Origin of the sequence: Paenibacillus sp. NPDC101420 (assembly GCF_050277435.1) — a bacterium.
Classification (GTDB): Bacteria; Bacillota; Bacilli; order Paenibacillales; family Paenibacillaceae; genus Paenibacillus_AQ.
Genome location: NZ_JBNNSE010000001.1, coordinates 1514956 through 1531236, shown reverse-complemented (window position 1 = coordinate 1531236; position 16281 = coordinate 1514956). Strand labels below are relative to the sequence as shown.

Below are 16281 nucleotides of genomic sequence, written 5' to 3'. Positions count from 1 at the left end.
TCTATCCCGTCAGGAACTTATTATGGAGCTCAGACGGTAATGTTGACTGCTCCGAGTGGCGCAACCATCTTCTATACTACCGATGGATCTGCACCTGCAGCATCGGTAATGAATACGACCAAGCAGTATAATTCACGGTCTGGAATCAGTATTACGGCCTCCTCAATAGTAAAGGCATTAACGGTTAAAGACGGCAAGACAAGTAAAGTTGCTGAATTCAATTATGTAATTGGAGCGGCATTGCCTACTGCTTTTCCAGAGCCTGGTGTATATAAGAGTGGCCCTAAGGTTACGCTCACCTCAACATCCGGCGCTACAATTTATTACACACTTGACGGAAGTACACCAACTGAAAACAGTATCGTATATCAAGGACCAATTACGATTGTAGGTGCCGATAAAGAGACGGCTACAATTAAAGCCTTGGCAGTTAAAGCTGGTATCCCATCCAGTCCTATAGCTGAATTAAAATACACTATCGACGCAAGTCTGGTTGTACTGACAGACGAAGCATCCATTGATGCCGTTATTGGTGAAATGACGCTTAAGGAAAAAGCTTCGCTGGTTGTCGGTGCTGGTTCAGGCACGAAGGTAGCTGGAGCTGCTGGTGGTTCTTATGAGTTGCCACGTCTTGGGATTCCCAAGTTAATCATGGCAGATGGACCAGCGGGAGTCCGAATCAACACGAAACAGGGTGAAGATACAACATTTGCTACAGGGTTCCCTATCGCCACTTCCATTGCAGCGACTTGGAATGAAGCCTTGGCTAACCAAGTAGGTAATGCGATGGGGAATGAGCTACTGGAGTATGGTGTGGATTTATATCTGGCTCCCGCGCTGAACATTCACCGCAATCCATTGGGGGGCAGAAACTTTGAGTATTATTCCGAAGATCCGCTCATCTCAGGAAAAATGACCGCTGCGATTACGAATGGGGTTCAGGCGAATGGGGTCGGAACGACAATTAAGCATTTTGCCGCAAATAATCAGGAAACGAACCGGATGTCTATCGACACAGTCGTTTCAGAGAGAGCACTGCGCGAAATCTACTTGAAAGGGTTCGAAATCGCAGTGGAAGAATCGCAGCCATGGTCTGTTATGAGCTCTTATAACAAAATCAATGGAACGTTTGCCTCCGAAAATAAAGATCTACTGAGCACAATTCTCCGCGATGAGTGGGGGTTCCAAGGCTTTGTAATGACGGACTGGGGTGGGGGCTCGAACCGGGCACAAAATATGATTGCAGGCAATGACCTCATCATGCCAGGTAATGCGACAGCCATTGCAGCGATTGCTAAAGCTGTGAACGATGGCGATCTGAGTGAAGAACAATTGGATGTTAACGTAAAAAGAATTTTGAAAGTCGTAGTGAAATCACCATCCTTTAAAGGAATCGGACATAGCAACCAGCCTGATCTTGCTGCAAACGCAGTGACCTCTCGTCAAGCTGCAACAGAAGGTATGGTGCTGTTGGAGAACAAAGCGGCGGCTTTGCCTATCGCAGTAGGTACGAATATTGCCCTCTTCGGAAATGCTCAGATTGAAACCGTCAAGGGCGGAACTGGCAGCGGGGATGTCAATGTCGAGCATACAGTATCGATTGTTGAAGGGTTAAGTGACGCAGGCTACACCATATATGAACCTTTAAATGTCAGCTATCAAGAATATATTACAGAGCTAAGAAAGAAACCAGAATACGGTCCAGTGAGCAGCTTTGGCGGCTTGGCCTATCCACCGCTTCCTGAAAAGGTATTATCAGCGGATGAGATTAATTCAGCAGAAGCTTCTTCCGAGATGGGCATTATTGTAATCAGCAGAATATCTGGTGAAGGTGCAGACCGGAAAAATGCTGAGGGTGACTTTTTGTTGACAGCAACAGAGCTGGATATGATTGATAAGGTATCAACTGCTTACCATGAGCAAGGTAAGAAGGTCTCCGTGATTCTGAATATCGGCGGTCCGATTGAAATGATCTCCTGGAAAGATAAAGTGGATGCTATTCTCTTGGCTTGGCAGCCAGGACAGGAAGCAGGCCATGCAATTGCCGACGTATTATCCGGAGCTGTGAATCCATCGGGCAAGCTGCCAATGACTTTTCCTACAAGTTATGGTGTAGCTCCTTCCGCTAATAACTTTCCAGGAAATAGTGCGGAAGTGAAGTACGAGGAAGATATTTATGTGGGTTACCGTTACTATGATACGTTTGGCAAAAGCAGTGCGGTTGCCTATCCATTCGGATATGGCCTCTCCTATACAACCTTTGGCTACCGCCATCTTAAGATCAGTTCAGATGCTTTTGATTCTGCAGCAGGAAGTGTGACTGTAACCGTGGATGTATATAACAACGGTACAGTTGCAGGTAAAGAGGTAGTTCAGCTATATCTAAGCGCTCCGGGTGCCAATAAACCAGTTCAAGAATTGAAGGCTTTCCAAAAGACAGCGTTATTGAATGCAGGAGAGCATCAGACCCTTACGTTCACACTAAATAGTATGGATCTAGCTTCCTTTGATGAGAGCAGTCATTCTTGGGTAGCAGATTCAGGCACTTATGCGGTTCGAATCGGTTCCTCTTCCGCAGGAGAGAAACTGAATACGTACTTCCAGTTGGAATCGCTATTGACAGTGAAAACCACCAACAGTGTACTGATTCCAGTCAAACCACTAAATCTTTTGGTTCATCCGGTCATTGCCGATTACGCGCAAGAGGCTTTAACTGTTGCACCATAGCCTTTTCCCTTCGTAAGCAGGAATGACAAAGCTGCCTCAAGCTATAAGTAGCTTGGGGCAGTTTTTTTTGGAATCGGGAATTGACTATATTTACTATAGTATCTATTATTATTTTAATGTAAGCGCATTCTTATTGGCATAAACAATGCTAGAGGGGGAAGAACATCATAAACATACTTCGCCGACCTTTTTATACTTTCATGCTGCTCTTACTGTCCATTTCCCTATGTTTTACTGGCGTGTTTACTGGAAAAGTGTTGTATTACGATCATTTACTAGCCGAACAAAAGCCCGCGCAAAAGCCACTACTACATCTGGTCTTAATTTCGGAAGAATTGGATAATCCCTATTGGCGTGAAATTGAGAAAGGTGCTCAGAGAGCAGCAGCAGAGGAAGGGATTGCGCTGGAATATCTCGGACCCGTCCAAGCAGATAAGAGAGAGCAAATTCGAATCATAGATAAAGCTATTGCATCTAAGGTAGACGGAATATTGACACAAGGACTTAATGATAAGGAATTTAATCCCATCATAGCTGAAGCTGTTAAACAAGGTATCCCTGTCATTACTATTGATTCGGATGCACCATCTAGCGGGCGGATTGCCTATGTTGGCACTGATAACTACGCGGCTGGATATTTAGCAGGAACGACACTTGTTCAGCAATCGAAGGGCGTAGGTCAAGTTGGGATTGTGACGGGGAGCTTTACCTCTACGAATCAACAGCAGCGGGTTAAAGGTTTTATGGATGCAATTGATGGACAGTCTGGTATCCATGTCGTACAAATTGAAGAATCAAACATTAATCGGATTCAGTCAGAAGTCATAGCTTTTAAAATCATGAATCAGCATCCGGAAATAGACACTTTTTTGGGTACAAGTTCTTTGGATGGATTGGGAATTGCCCAAATGCTGAAAGGTAAAAATCAGCAGGCGCGGATCATTGCTTTTGATGACTTACCGGAAACGCTTGAATTCATTGAAGAGGGCATCATAGATGCCTCTATAGTGCAGCAACCGTACATGATGGGACGAAAAAGTGTAGAACTGATGGTGGATTATCTAGCAGGGAAAAAGATTGTTACTATCTTTAATACGGATGCCAATGTGGTCCGCAAAGAGGAAATTTCCCGCGGAAAGGGGGACTTCGGGCCATGATTCGTATTAAAAGCAAACTGATGATCTTTTTTAGTGCTTTTATAGTACTACTTAGTAGTGTCTTCGTCTTTCTTTACATAGATAATATCAATATGGCAAGGACATACGATCAAGTTCTGCACCGATTTTTTCTGCTTAATGAGCTATACCAGGATGCCACTGATGTTAATGATGCTATGAACCGGTATGTGCTCCGGAATCGAAGCGGCGATGAGACCCTGAAGCAGTATGAAACTGCCATTATGAAGCTTAATAACAAACAGGATTTACTAGTAGATATTCTACAAAATGATCATAACCAACTGCTCGTTGATAACTATAGCAATATGATAGACAGCTACATGACAGAGAGCCGGCAAAGTCTTATAGCTTTTGATCTAGGCAACCAGGATGCTTACTACGCACACTTAAAACAATCGGGTGAGATTACCCGATATATTCAAGAGACCACATTGACGATTATTAATAGCGAACTGACGGATTACCGGAATGTGTTTGAGCTGATTAGTCGAAAGAATGAGAACTTTAGATATTTAGGTGTTTTTGTTTTTAGTTCGGTAGCCATTTTGTGTATGATTTTTGCATATTGGTTCTCCAATGGAATTACGAAGCCCATACAGCAATTGACGGCTGCGGCGAATCGGATATCTCGCGGGAATTTCGAGGGGGAGGTTACGGTGAATACGCGTGATGAAATGCGCTTTCTCGCAACAACCTTTAATAATATGCGCTCTAACATCCGCGATCTCGTGGTTGAAATCAAACAGAAATCGGAACTCGATCAATTGGTTAAGAAAATGGAGCTGAAAAGTCTGCAAAATCAGATCAATCCACATTTCCTATTTAATACACTGAACATGGTTTCTAAAATGGCTTATGTCGAGAGCGCAGAAAGAACAAGCGAGTTGGTGGATTCCGTTTCGACCTTGCTGCGTTACAATCTGAAGAAGATGAATTATATTGTTCAGCTGCGTGATGAGGTGAATATTGTTAAAGAGTATTTGTTTATTCAAAGGATGCGTTTTGATGATAGAGTTGCGTTTACGGATGACATTGAGGAGCGAGCCTTGGATTGCTTGTTACCACCACTGACTTTGCAGCCCTTTATTGAGAACGCTTTCACCCATGGTGTGGAATCCTATGAACAGGGTGGGAAACTGCATCTGGCCATTTACGAGAGTGGTAATGATGTCATCGTAGAGGTACAGGATAATGGCGTTGGAATAGACCCAGAAACGATTGCTCGCTTGAGCGGAGATATTCCTTTTTCCGAACATACGCCCATAGATTCAGAGAAAGAAAGGGAGCCTGTGGTGAGCGCTGATTCGAACTCCAATGGAATTGCAATTCGAAATGTACAACGACGGCTGCAGCTTTTCTATCAAAGGAACGATGTAATCGAGATTATGTCCGAGCAGGGAAAGGGAACGACCATCAAACTGAGGCTAACGCGTGTGAATAATAGCAAGGAGGAGATCCTGCATGCTTAAGCTCCTGATTGTGGATGATGAACGTATTGAACGTAGTGCTCTACGGATGATCATCGAGCGGTTTCTACCAGAGATTCGAGTAGTTGGTGAAGCCGAAAATGGTAGGGTAGCTGTAGAGCTCGCCGAACAACTACGGCCTGATGTCATCACTATGGATATCAAAATGCCGGGAATTGATGGAACGGAAGCTGTGTCCTTGATCCATAATAGGTTTCCAGCGATTCGTTTTATTATGATGTCTGCGTTCGATACGTTTGAATATGCACGTAAAGTCATGCGTTATGGTGTGAGGGAGTATTTGCTCAAGCCATATCGGAAGGATCAGATCGTGGAGGTCATCCGCACGATGTCCCATGAGATTGCACGAGAAAAAGAGGATAAACAAAGAACTAATGAGCTGGAGTCCAAATTTAAAGAGACATTATCACTAGTAGAGTCCGAATGGGTTAGTGCTATTTTGATGGATCGAATACAGGAAGTGCAGGTTAGAGATTGGAGCCATACCCTTGGTGTACCAGAATCTTCAGGATTCGCTATCGTATTTGTGATGTCAACGAAGGAGAAGGCATGGAGTGTTCAGGAACGAAGGGAGATATATTCTTGGCTTAGGCATCAGTGTAAGATTAGTTGCTTCTCTCTTGTAGGTCCGATGACAGGAGCTCGTATCCCGGTCTTCATGTTTCCGGATGCGAAATCCCGTTTGCCAATACAGCATATTCATAATGCTAAGGATTTTGCGTCCAATCTGGCTAAATTTGCTTCCCGGCGTTTCCGTTCATTGCAGCTGTCTGTTGGAATCGGAGGTTTAGCAGCTTCTACTGATCAGTTGATAGGCTCTTATCACGAAGCGCTGTTATCAGCCAGTGCTCTTAATGAGGGGGAAAGCTCACAAACACAAGAGGAATGGCTCTCAAATTCTGGTATGAGAGAGGCGGAACGAAGATTGCTTCGTTCTTTAGGTAGTGGACAGTTCCGAGAGATGGAGGAAGATTTCGAGTTTTGGGTAGCGGAACTTCGTCTCTTCTGTAGTGACGAGATCCAGGATATAAAGAGCGGACTACACCGATTATTTACTTTGGCTGATGAGACGCTTAGGGAGAGCGGGCTTGAGCCTTTGCCGCAGCTTAGCTTCGGAGAGGTGGAACAGGTAGAGCTGCTGGTAGAGCAAGCCCATTCAAGACTTTTTCTTCAGGCCCGAATGTTGAAGCATTGGTACGATAACAATTCGGCTAGCGCGATTCGTCGGGCTCAGACGTTTATTTCCGACCATTACAGGCGGGAGCTATCGCTTGAGGAGACGGCTGAACATGTAGGGCTGAACCCAAACTATTTTAGCAAAATATTTAGTGATCGCTGCGGCATAACCTTTATTGATTATTTAACTGGCCTGCGAATCAATAAAGCCAAGGAGCTTCTAGCCGATCCTGCGCAAGTGCTGAAAGAGATCAGTATAAGAATTGGATACCGTGATCCTAACTATTTCAGCAGAGTATTCAAAAAGACAACAGGAATGTCACCGACGGAATTTCGGCAATCCATTGGCAGACTGTAAGCAGAAAATAAACGAATACAGCGGGAACTATAGGAAGGAAGAATCTCAATGAAAAGGTCGCTGATTAGTCTGGTATCCAACACGCTCATTGTCAGCTTGCTTTTATCCTCATGTATGAACTTAAGAGAAAAAAATTTGTCTGCATTTTTTCCTGATGAGGAGGCCATGCGATCTAGTGAACCGGTTAACAACATTCAGGAGGCAATAACGAGAAGCGAGGCGGAGTCGGATCATCCGCAGTTGGAAATCTTTAGCTGGTGGACAGGGGCCGGGGAAGAAGCAGGGTTAAAAGCTTTGATCAAGGTATTCAAAGAAAAGTATCCCGGCATTTATGTCTTTAATGCTGCCGTTGAAGGTGGTGCAGGGGGAAATGCCAAGGAAGTACTTGAACGGCGAATGAAGGAGGGGGAACCGCCGGATACCTTTCAGGGAAGGAATATGCTCTGGGCAGCTGAAGGGCGGGTGGAGCCGTTAAATGATCTGTACGAAGAAGAAGGCTGGTATACAGTATTTCCTCCAGAGATCATCGATATGCTTAGTCTTGGGGATGACATTTATTATGTTCCACTTAACATTCACCGTCAAAATGTGCTCTGGTACAATAAATCCATCTTCGCTGATAACAACCTTCAGGTTCCATCGACATTCGATGAGTTTTTTAAGGTGGCTGATCAATTACAAAGAAAAGGCATCACACCGCTGGCTTTTGGAAACAAGGAACCGTGGATGGTTAGCGCTCTTTACACGAATGTCATGCTCGGAACACTGGGGGCCGAGGATTATAAAAAGCTAAGTAAAGGAGAAATCAATACTGATGATCCTCATGTAAAAGAAGGGATGGAGCGGTTCGCAAAGATGTTGACCTATGTGAATGCTGATCATGCTGAACGAAACTGGCAGGAAGCGGCTAAGCTCGTTGCTGAGGGAAAAGCAGCAATGAACATTATGGGTGATTGGGTGAATGGTTTTTTCACACATGATCTGAAGCTGAAGGACGGTGTGCAGTTTGGCTGGAACGCTTCACCAGGTACAGAAGGGATATTTAGATTCCAATTGGATGCTTTTGGATTGTCACGCGGTGCTGAGGATCGAGAGTCAGTTCGTGATTGGTTAAGGGTACTCGGATCTGCCGAAGGTCAGAATGCCTTTAATCCGCTTAAAGGTTCGATTCCAGCTAGGCAGGACGTTTCGATTTCGAATTATGACAGCTATAGCCGACAGGCCATGGAGGCATTCCGAAACAGTGCAAAGAACAAGGAGCTAGTATCTGATAGTAGGCTGCCTGCTTCTTTAGAAGCTGAAGCTTTTAAGAAAGCAAAGGAACTACAGTCTAATCCATAAACAATCCGTATATTTCCCGAGAAACGTTTCACACATACTTAATCCGAATATTTCTCCCACAAATACTTACCGTCCTTATAAGGATGGTAAGTGTTTGTGTTTGGAAAATAAATTATGGATTGTGATGTTGCAATGAACATTTTATGGCGATTCTAATGGATGTAGGTAGGACATAATAGGTGTGGAGTCTGCTCAGGAGGGAAGACATTGCGTAATAACAAACATCGGCGTGTATTCAGCGGTCTTCTTTTTTTATCTGCGGCTGTAGCCGTGTTGATCCTTAGGCTGGCATGGGTTCAGCTAATTATGAAGGAACAGACGGTTCCTGGAACAAAATATACACTTGCGAAGATGGCGGAAATTCAAAGTGAACGGGAGACTGTACTGGACAGCGGTCGGGGACGTCTGTATGACCGCAAGAATGAGCCTCTTGCGGGGGAAACCATTTGGACGGCGGCTTTTTTTCCACAAGAGGAGATGGCTAAGAAATCTGTGACGAAGGTTGTTTACGAAGAAGCTAAACCCATGCACCGACTGGCGGAGATTCTGGGTGTCAGCTATGAACAACTGCTGAATAAGCGGTCGTCACTTAAAGAACCTTTGCTATGGCCATCTTCAGTGGGAAAAGGACCACTCGCGTTGTCTCAGGCACAGGCAGAAGAAGTGAGTGCACTGGGGATCGACGGAGTAGGCGTACTCCCTTTCGCACGCAGATATGATGGGATCTCTTCAGGTCGGCAATGGCTAGGCTATTTATCGGAAGCTACTATGCATGCTGGAGCTAAAGCTTCTCCTACGGGTCTTAGAGTTCCTATGACGGGAACGGACGGTTTAGAGAAGACGTTAGAGCCTTTGCTTCAAGGGGTAGGACACACGGAAGCATATGTTCAAGTGGATGCGCGTGGGAATCGCCTTCCAGGCAGTCCCATTCAAGTTAAAGCTCCGGGCAATCCTTATTTCCCTCTGTCTTTATATACAACGATTGATAAGAAGCTTCAGGAGGGAATTGAGGAGCTTGCGCTCAAATCCGGAATGAAGGAAGGAGCCATAGTGGTGTTAGATACCGGGTCGGGAGATATTGAAGCCATGGTATCTTTACCCTTCTATAATCCAGAGAAGATATCTCCGCAAGGCGGGGAGTGGAACAATCGGGCACTCCAGGCTGCCGTTCCTGGATCGATCTTCAAAATCGTTACAGCCGCCGCGGCCTTAGAAGCGGGTGTAACCTCCGCTGATGAGCTTTTTTATTGTTCCGGGCAATTTGAGAAATATGGATTGTCTTGTCTGACAGGAAAAGGACACGGACCCCTTACGCTGGCGCAAGGATTCGCCGTGTCCTGTAATACTGTATTTGCTGCTCTGGCAGAGCGCTTAAGCGGTATCCAGCTTCAATCAACTGCACTGGCGCTAGGACTCGGTAGAGATATCAGCTGGCAAGCCGAGAAGACGCTTGGGTTTCCACTTCTAAAACCACTTTCCGGAGAGCAAAAGGGAACCATCTTTACTACCTTACTGCCGGATGACAAGGGAGCCAGGGTACAGACTGCAATTGGACAGCGGGATGTACAAGTCACACCCTTACAAGCAGCTAATCTTATTGTAACGCTACTGCATGGAGGTGAAGTAAGGGCACCAAGGATTCTGCAGCGAATCACATTTGCGAACGGGCAGAAGCTGGAGGAGCTGCCGGGACATCTGTCCCCTTCCTCAGCAGGGAGGATTTCTGAGTCTACAGCCCGCCAGTTACTGTCCATGATGCGCAAAGTTGTAACGGAAGGAACGGGAACCCGTCTACAAAGCACACACTGGCCTGTTGCAGGTAAATCTGGGACGGCACAGACGCTGGTTAAGGGCGTAGCACGCAACAATCAATGGTTTATCGGCTACGGTCCGGTGGATCACCCAAAATATGCTGTATCAGTTGCAGTAGAGAATGTCGCTCCGGATAGTCCGCATCTCGCCATTAAGCTATTCGGTCAGATATTTGATTTATTATCGTCTTCTACAGAAGCTTGAGGCTCCGGAGGAGTAGCAGTGGCCTTGCTCTTAGATGAAGGGCCTTTTGCAGCAAAGGGCGAAACGATAAACTCTTCTTGAGGCAAATAGATCCAGCTCTGAAGATATCCTTGTTGAATTAGTTCTTTGATCAGAATAAGCAGAATCGGCGACAGGATCAGACCGGCCATACCGAAAGCGGATGTGGACAGAATGACGAAGGACAGCATCAGAAAAGCAGACGATACGCCAATCGAATTCCCGGTAATCTTCGGTTCAAGCAGCTGTCTTACAATCAATACAATCGCCAGGAGTACGATTAAACCGATTGCTAATGAGGTATTGCCAACAATGAACAGATAGATGATCCAAGGGACTAAAATCGTCGTTACACCAAGGAGCGGCAAGACATCAAATACAGCACAGATAAGCGCCATAGTGATTTCGTTACCGGTCCTTAGTATGAATAAGCCAACCAGTACGATAACAAAGGTAATGCTGATCAGAATAAGCTGGGCTTTTAAATAAGAGCCGATGGCTTTAAAGACGTTGCCCTGCAAAAAAGCGTAAGCAGTTTTAAATGTTTTTGGCATTTTGTCATGGGCAATCTTGCGCCAATCTTTAATCTCCATACTAAGGAAAAATGCTAAAATAATGGCGATCCCAAAATTGGCCATGAAGGAGGAGAAGGATCCGAGCACACCGACCATATATTTTAGAAAAGTAACAAGCCATCCAGTAAGAACATTCGTGGCATCTTTAAAGTAGCCATTCACTTTATCGGTAATATCCGGCGGCAAGCTTTCGATTTTTTGCTGAAGGTAGGTTGTGGATTCCACGAAATGTTGTTGCACCACATATGTATACTTAGGAAGATTATCTTGAAAGTGAAGCGCTTGGATGGTGACCAATAGCCCAGCGCCAAATAACGTACCCAGAAGAACGATTAAGAACAGAAGCACTGAGATCGCTGAAGCGAATGGTTTGGCAAGCCCCCGTCGGTTCAAGAAACGGGCAAGCGGTTCAATAAGCAAAAATACAAAAAAAGATAGGAATACAGGTGCAGCTAACTGATACAATTTACTGAAGGCGAACATAACCAGATAGACCGTGAGGACAATTAATCCAATGTCGAAGAACGTGCGCCAATATTTTTTGTATAACGGCAGCATAGATATAAACAACTCCCTTTTTTAATAAGTTGATAGGTCAGCTTGAATACATTGTACATGATTTTACCTAAAAACCGTCTATTTCTTTGATACATGTGTTAAAATAGGGGGTAACGTATTTTTTATCTAACTTCACTTGGCCGTATCACAGGTTCTGCTTGCAGACGTAAGGCGAGCCAAAGTCAACTCTGGAAAAGCGAGGAATTCATATGCAGACTTTGCTGCTCTGGTTATTTTATATCTCATCTTTTTATGCTTTTATCCCGGGTATGATTAGCCGCATTTTTGGTTACCGTGTCTTTCGTAAAGGAACTGGGCGAAATGAGTTCGCGTTGACCTTTGATGATGGACCTGACCCTCGATTTACACCGTTACTTCTGGATTTATTGAAGAAGTATGATGCAAAAGCAACCTTTTTTGTAGTAGGATCTAACGCTGAACGTTATCCGGATCTTATTAGGCGGATACATGAAGAGGGACATCTTATTGGAATTCATAATTATGTTCACAAGACGAACTGGCTCATGCGGCCCGCAACCGTTCGTCGGCAGATTCAGCGCACGAATGATATTATCTACAACATAATAGGCGAGCGTAGTACTTATTACCGTCCACCTTGGGGGATTGTCAATTTGTTCGATATTTCCAAGCGTCGCCAAGTTGAAATTGTTCTATGGTCGGTAATGTTTGGAGATTGGCGTGAGAAGCTTGGTGCGCAGCGCCTCACTGAGAAGATGCTGGCCCGATTGAATCCCGGTGAAGTGATGCTGCTGCATGATAGTGGCACAACGTTAGGTGCCGATCCGGACGCACCCGAGAATATGCTTGTAGCCCTTGAACTGACGCTGCAGGAGGCCCAAAGAAGAGGACTGCGCAGTATTCGAGTGGATGACATGATCAAGATGGCGGAGAAATCACCGATTCGGCGTTTATCCTTTGGTAAACGAGTACTGGTCGGACTCTGGTTGGCTTGGGAGCAGGTATTCCAAGTATTATTCCAGCTCAAGACGATTAACCCGGCCGATCCATTCATGCATTATCGAATGCGTAAATATCAGGGAGAGCCTGTTGAACTTGGTGATGGAACCTTGCTGAGTAAAGGTGATAAAGTCATTGAGCTGCATATTGATAACAGGCAATTATTCGAGTTAGGTATTCATTCTCGTTCTTCTGCTCAACTTGCGATTCGCATGATCCGCAGAATGGAGAAGGGGTTGCCAATGCTGGCAGAAGTTATTGCCGAAGATGTAAACCTCGCGCAAGCCAAAGCACTTTATGGGGTTAGTATGATTAACCGTGGGCCAGAGAAATTCGGCTTTAGTGTACATGATTTGCCCGATGGCATATTCGCACGCTCCACCAAGTTTTACTTAAAGATCCTGTTAAGTGTGATTCATCCAGATGGTGGTGCTAGGCTCAAGGAGCGTAGTGAGGTCCTTGTACCGAAGCTAATTCTGATGCCTGTCTCAGAATTACTCAAGAAGATGAATAAGCAACTGCCTCATGATGAAAGGTCAGTAAGAAAACGTAAACCGCACCAAGAAGAAGCGTTGTCACTTAATGATTCACTCACAGAAGTGGAATTGCCAGGAGCAACAGTAACGAATTGATTCATGATATTATTTAGTCTTATATAATGAACCGTAATATAGATGCCTCACAAACCAGAAATGGATTGTGGGGCGTTTTTTCTTGTGCCCAATAAAAAAGAGCAGTCCGACCATAGATTATCTAAGGTGGACTGCTCTTGTATGCTAGGAACAAATAGAACTCGGGTTTGCTAATTAAATCTTCAGTACTGCACCGTTACTGGCGTTGGTAACCATTTTGGAATAGCGAGCCAGGTAACCAGTCTTAACTTTAGGCTCAAACTCTTTCCAGCCCGTACGGCGAACCGCCAATACTTCTTCGTCAACCAGGAGTTCAATCTTGCGATTGTTGAGGTCGAGTTCAATGATGTCTCCATCTTCAACAAAAGCGATCGGGCCGCCTTCAGCTGCCTCCGGAGAAATGTGCCCGATGCTAATTCCGCGGGAAGCCCCCGAGAAACGTCCGTCTGTAATCAGACCAACCTTAGCACCAAGACCCATCCCCACGATTTGCGATGTAGGAGCTAGCATTTCCGGCATTCCCGGTCCACCCTTTGGACCCTCATAACGGATAACGACTACATGGCCTTCTTTAACCTTACCGTTAGCGATGCCTTCGAGTGCGGATTCTTGGGAATCAAAGCAGATCGCAGGACCTTTGTGATATCCACCAACAGAAGCATCTACTGCACCTACTTTAATGATGGAACCTTCAGGAGCCAGGTTGCCGTATAGGACGGCGAGACCGCCTCTTTCGGAGTAAGGGTTATCGATCTTATGAATAACGGAAGTATCTTGGATCTCATGTCCGATTACGTTCTCGGCTAATGTTTTGCCGGTAACCGTCATACAGTCTCCGTACAGAGCACCTGGTTTCTTCAGCAATTCATTCAAGACGGCACTAACGCCGCCTGCGCGGTCCACATCTTCGATGAAAATATCGGATGCTGGAGCCAGCTTCGCCAAATAAGGAACACGGTTAGCCACTTCGTTAATGCGTTCAAGCGGATAATCGATACCAGCTTCTTGAGCCAGTGCAAGGGTGTGTAGCACCGTATTGGTGGAGCCACCCATTGCCATATCCAGTGCAAAAGCGTTATCGAGTGATTCTTTAGTTACGATATCTCTTGGTTTAAGGTCTAACTTAATCAGTTCCATCAGTTGAGTAGCAGATCTGCGTACAAATTCTCTGCGTTCATCAGCTACAGCTAGGATGGTACCATTACCTGGCAATGCCAGTCCAAGTGCCTCTGCCAAACAGTTCATGGAGTTGGCAGTGAACATTCCTGAACAAGATCCACAGGTAGGACAACCGAATTGTTCTAATTCAAGCAACTCAGCGTCATTGATTTTTCCGACTTGGTGAGCACCTACGCCCTCGAATACGGAGGTAAGGGAGAGCTTTTTACCTTTACTGTCTACGCCGGCTTTCATTGGACCACCACTTACGAACATGGTTGGAATGTTGACACGCAATGCGCCCATCATCATTCCCGGTGTGATTTTATCGCAGTTAGGGATGCAGACCATGCCATCGAACCAATGCGCGGAAACGACAGTTTCCAAGGCGTCAGCGATGATCTCACGGCTTGGTAGTGAATAACGCATACCGATATGTCCCATTGCGATACCGTCATCAACGCCGATCGTATTGAATTCGAAAGGAACGCCGCCAGCTTCACGAATCGCTTCCTTAACGATCTTACCGAACTCTTGAAGATGCACATGACCTGGAACAATATCAATATAGGAATTGCAGACCGCAATAAACGGCTTTCCGAAATCTTCTTCTTTTACTCCGGCTGCACGCAGGAGACTACGGTGTGGAGCACGGTCAAAGCCTTTTTTAATCATGTCTGAACGCATTTTCTTAGCTGCCATATTGACATTTCCCCCCTAAATAAATTGCAATGAAATATAGTGTCGCATTAACGCAATGAACTCCAAAGACCTGCGTATATACGGTTTATAGAATGAACGGGGACGAGCTTCCTAGAGAAGAAGGGCGAAGCCGATTCTATAAAAAATGCCGCTGTTTTGGTATAAACGGTTCCCGCCTTTAATGAACGGAGAAGTCATTGTTATTAGTGAGTCTATCACAAAGAGCACGTTTTTTCTACCGGACAATGTGAAGTTTCTCATGAGGAGACCGACCTTAAATAGTATAAAAAAACCTATCCGCAAGGGGATAGGCCACTTATAATGAGCGCCTTAAGGCAACACGCTGCAGGGTGATCATCCAACCGACGGGGGGCTCAACAATAGGATGCATCAGCCTTTTTACACTTGGTTGGGCTAAGAGAATGGTCAGTAAGATTGCAGAAAGCACCAATAACATGGCACCTAAAGAATGGTTGATATAAGCGTACAGGCCAGAAACAGCGGCAAAACGAACGATAAATCCGTGAAGTAGAAAAACATATAACGTACGGGAGCCCCAGTCAGTCAGTCGGCTAAGCGAGTAAGGAATCCACCCCATAAACGCTAGTGCAGCAGTGATTTGTAGCCCGTAAACGCCCAGACGATAAATTCCTGCGTACCATTCATGAAGCCCAAGCTGCATGTAGGTCATACTTCCATAAAGCCAGCCTATCGGCAAGTCTAATCCCCAAGATGCAAACAGAAGGAATAGAAGGATGGAGACTGCGGCAGCGGTAATTTTAATCCATTTTTGAAAAAAGCGAGAAAAGGACTGGAACGAAAAATGATAACCTAATACGAAGAATGGCAGGTATACAAAAGTGCGGCTAATGCTGAACCATACGCCATCAAGCTGTAGGTACCCAACGGCAATTCCAGCGGCGACAGCAAAAATGAATTGAGTGGCAGGCGCCCATTTACGCATCCCGATCATCAGTATACGCCAGAAGGCATGACTTGCCAGGAACCATAAGAGCAAATAGGGGGCGAAAAAGGAATGATGGATACCCTGCACCTGATATATGGTGGCGTCCAGCACAGAGTAGAGGCTTTGAAAAATAATGTACTGCAATCCGATTTGCATGATAATCCGACGGCCTTGTGTACCCGTAAGGTGTTTATTGGCAAAAAAGCCCGTAACAAGTACGAAGAGCGGCATATGAAAGCTGAAGATCCACATATATAAGCTATGCAAGCTGCTCATTGAGCCTATCAATGGTTCTATGGCGTTTCCAACAATTACAGTAAGAATGAGAACAAAACGTAAATTTAGAAAAAAGGTCTTTCCAGGCGTGTCTAGCGAGTTTTCCCCTACCATGACTTCCCCCCAAAGATGCT

At 45.3% G+C, this 16281-nt stretch carries 10 protein-coding genes; 7 read left to right on the top strand and 3 right to left on the bottom strand.

The genetic code is table 11. The features are described from left to right. Positions 1-3 precede the first annotated feature (3 nt). From ACQKMP_RS06680 to ACQKMP_RS06655, 6 genes are all read left to right on the top strand, one after another. Positions 4-2727, top strand: a complete 2724-nt coding sequence (locus tag ACQKMP_RS06680; protein ID WP_427469218.1) for a glycoside hydrolase family 3 N-terminal domain-containing protein — start codon at positions 4-6, stop codon at positions 2725-2727. Between the two features lie 239 nt (positions 2728-2966). Then, the gene (locus ACQKMP_RS06675; RefSeq protein WP_427469040.1) at positions 2967-3884 is read left to right on the top strand and encodes a sugar-binding protein; all 918 of its coding nucleotides are present in this window, start codon (positions 2967-2969) and stop codon (positions 3882-3884) included. Beyond that, positions 3881-5374, top strand: coding sequence for a sensor histidine kinase (locus ACQKMP_RS06670; RefSeq protein ID WP_427469039.1), 1494 nt, complete (start codon positions 3881-3883; stop codon positions 5372-5374). The genes ACQKMP_RS06675 and ACQKMP_RS06670 overlap by 4 nt, the downstream gene beginning before the upstream one ends. Next, complete coding sequence (locus ACQKMP_RS06665; RefSeq protein WP_341125854.1) at positions 5367-6926, top strand: response regulator; 1560 nt, start codon at positions 5367-5369, stop codon at positions 6924-6926. Before ACQKMP_RS06670 ends, ACQKMP_RS06665 begins: the two co-directional genes overlap by 8 nt. A 165-nt stretch (positions 6927-7091) precedes the next feature. Further along, positions 7092-8267, top strand: a complete 1176-nt coding sequence (locus ACQKMP_RS06660; RefSeq protein WP_427469038.1) for an ABC transporter substrate-binding protein — start codon at positions 7092-7094, stop codon at positions 8265-8267. A gap of 207 nt (positions 8268-8474) precedes the next feature. Continuing rightward, on the top strand, positions 8475-10283 hold the full coding sequence (locus tag ACQKMP_RS06655; protein ID WP_427469037.1) for a peptidoglycan D,D-transpeptidase FtsI family protein: 1809 nt from the start codon (positions 8475-8477) through the stop codon (positions 10281-10283). On the opposite strand, the gene ACQKMP_RS06650 is transcribed toward ACQKMP_RS06655, so the two are convergent. Continuing rightward, a complete protein-coding gene (locus tag ACQKMP_RS06650; protein ID WP_427469036.1) occupies positions 10244-11434 on the bottom strand; it encodes an AI-2E family transporter in 1191 nt (396 codons plus the stop codon). The two genes, ACQKMP_RS06655 and ACQKMP_RS06650, sit on opposite strands and share 40 nt — an antisense overlap. Before the next feature lie 209 nt (positions 11435-11643). On the opposite strand from ACQKMP_RS06650, the gene ACQKMP_RS06645 reads away from it, so the two are divergent. Further along, the gene (locus ACQKMP_RS06645) at positions 11644-13044 is read left to right on the top strand and encodes a polysaccharide deacetylase family protein (RefSeq protein ID WP_042186124.1); all 1401 of its coding nucleotides are present in this window, start codon (positions 11644-11646) and stop codon (positions 13042-13044) included. Positions 13045-13218: 174 nt separating this feature from the next. Here the strand turns inward: ACQKMP_RS06645 and ilvD are convergent, their stop codons facing one another. After that, positions 13219-14904, bottom strand: a complete 1686-nt coding sequence (gene ilvD / locus ACQKMP_RS06640; protein WP_042125516.1) for a dihydroxy-acid dehydratase — start codon at positions 14902-14904, stop codon at positions 13219-13221. Between the two features lie 316 nt (positions 14905-15220). Beyond that, entirely contained in the window at positions 15221-16261 is a 1041-nt protein-coding gene (locus ACQKMP_RS06635) for a fucose 4-O-acetylase (RefSeq protein WP_339246184.1), read from the bottom strand. Positions 16262-16281 lie beyond the last annotated feature (20 nt).

Excerpts from the sequence above, each read along its gene's own strand:
- ACQKMP_RS06660 (WP_427469038.1), top strand. The coding sequence starts at position 7,092 with ATGCGATCTAGTGAACCGGTTAACAACATTCAGGAGGCAATAACGAGA.
- ilvD (WP_042125516.1), bottom strand. The coding sequence starts at position 14,904 with ATGGCAGCTAAGAAAATGCGTTCAGACATGATTAAAAAAGGCTTTGAC.
- ACQKMP_RS06665 (WP_341125854.1), top strand. The coding sequence starts at position 5,367 with ATGCTTAAGCTCCTGATTGTGGATGATGAACGTATTGAACGTAGTGCT.
- ACQKMP_RS06670 (WP_427469039.1), top strand. The coding sequence starts at position 3,881 with ATGATTCGTATTAAAAGCAAACTGATGATCTTTTTTAGTGCTTTTATA.
- ACQKMP_RS06635 (WP_339246184.1), bottom strand. The coding sequence starts at position 16,261 with ATGGTAGGGGAAAACTCGCTAGACACGCCTGGAAAGACCTTTTTTCTA.
- ACQKMP_RS06650 (WP_427469036.1), bottom strand. The coding sequence starts at position 11,434 with ATGCTGCCGTTATACAAAAAATATTGGCGCACGTTCTTCGACATTGGA.
- ACQKMP_RS06645 (WP_042186124.1), top strand. The coding sequence starts at position 11,644 with ATGCAGACTTTGCTGCTCTGGTTATTTTATATCTCATCTTTTTATGCT.